General features: G+C 57.8%; 2 protein-coding genes. Both read left to right on the top strand.

Annotated features, from left to right (window positions below):
• The first annotated feature begins 111 nt into the window (after positions 1 to 111).
• Positions 112 to 315: a CCE_0567 family metalloprotein gene (locus RCCGE510_RS32685; protein WP_007637977.1), complete on the top strand. Its 204-nt coding sequence runs from the start codon at positions 112 to 114 to the stop codon at positions 313 to 315.
• Complete coding sequence (fdxB, locus tag RCCGE510_RS32680; protein WP_007637976.1) at positions 312 to 629, top strand: ferredoxin III, nif-specific; 318 nt, start codon at positions 312 to 314, stop codon at positions 627 to 629. The genes RCCGE510_RS32685 and fdxB overlap by 4 nt, the downstream gene beginning before the upstream one ends.
• Positions 630 to 751: the final 122 nt, after the last annotated feature.

The raw sequence follows: 751 nt of genomic DNA, 5'->3' as shown, positions 1-751 counted from the left end.
GGCAAGCTCGCCGAGGCCGGCACGAAAATGGTCGATGACGCAATTGCAGTTATCGAAACCTATCCCGACGTGGCGCGGGCATCATGAAATCAGTTTTCGAGGAAAGAGATCATGCCAAACATTGTGGAGCAGCTGAAGAAGGTCCGTAAGCTGCAGTCACGTGCCGCCACTGCGAAAATGGAGTTGCACGATCTTGCCGAGGACCTTCCGATTAATTGGGCTAAGATCAAGACCATTGCTGGAGAGACGTTCGACGCCTTCGCCGAGTTGAACGCTGCGAAGGAAGAGCTCGCCGCATTGGAGAATTCACGATGACCGGCTCTTTCGTCACGCGCGACGGCTCCAGCTGGGTGCCGGAGTACCTGACCTGCATCGATGCTGCAACCTGCATCGGCTGTGGCCGATGCTTCAAAGTCTGCTCTCGCGAAGTCATGCACCTCTATGGCGTCGATGAAGCGGGTGGAATCCTCGGCATCTGCGACGACGAGGATGAAGACTTCGATGGCGAGCTCAATCGTATGATCATGGTTGTCGACCAGGCCGGCCGCTGCATTGGTTGCGGCGCCTGCGCGCGCGTCTGCCCGAAGAACTGTCAGACCCATGTCGCGGCAGACAAGGTTACTGCGTGATCTCGGCGATCGCTGTCTCGTGGCCCTCGACGATGAACCGATTATCCGGTTTCCAAGGCAGATGCCCCGTGATCGGATCGCCACACATCGTGACATTCGTGTCCCATGCCGGTTCCGCGGAT

The sequence above is a fragment of the Rhizobium sp. CCGE 510 genome (assembly GCF_000292525.1).
GTDB lineage: Bacteria > Pseudomonadota > Alphaproteobacteria > Rhizobiales > Rhizobiaceae > Rhizobium.
This window is presented reverse-complemented; position numbering and strand designations above follow the sequence as displayed.

Coding starts and splice junctions, on each gene's coding strand:
- RCCGE510_RS32685 (WP_007637977.1), top strand. CDS start 112: ATGCCAAACATTGTGGAGCAGCTGAAGAAGGTCCGTAAGCTGCAGTCA.
- fdxB (WP_007637976.1), top strand. CDS start 312: ATGACCGGCTCTTTCGTCACGCGCGACGGCTCCAGCTGGGTGCCGGAG.